The organism is Rhodoplanes roseus, assembly GCF_003258865.1.
GTDB classification, from domain to species: domain Bacteria; phylum Pseudomonadota; class Alphaproteobacteria; order Rhizobiales; family Xanthobacteraceae; genus Rhodoplanes; species Rhodoplanes roseus.
The window spans coordinates 1-271 of the sequence record NZ_NPEX01000823.1; the positions used below are offsets into that span (position 1 = coordinate 1).

Annotated in this window: 1 protein-coding gene; it reads right to left on the reverse strand. The window is 64.2% G+C overall.

Annotated elements, in window-relative coordinates; translation table 11 throughout:
* Positions 1 to 56: 56 nt before the first annotated feature.
* Positions 57 to 271 (reverse strand): metal ABC transporter permease (locus CH341_RS32570; protein WP_210208733.1); only part of this gene is annotated, 215 nt, incomplete at its 5' end.

The following is a 271-nucleotide window of genomic DNA, read 5'->3' on the forward strand; positions in this document are numbered from 1 at the left end:
GAACCGACATCACCAGCGACTGGTTTTTCGTCAGGGCGGGCGTTTCGTTCATTGTCTCACTCCGTTCCCGTGACTTCTTCGGCCTTGAGGCGCTCCGGCTCGACCATCCTCCATGTGAGGCTTGCCAGGAACAGGATCAATGCGGCGACGACGATGGAGGGGCCGGAGGGGGTGTCGAATTCGAGCGAGGCGAAGAGGCCGCCGGAGGCCGCAAGCGCACCCACGATCGCCGCGATCATGGCCATCCGCTCCGGCGTTGAGGCAAAGCGGC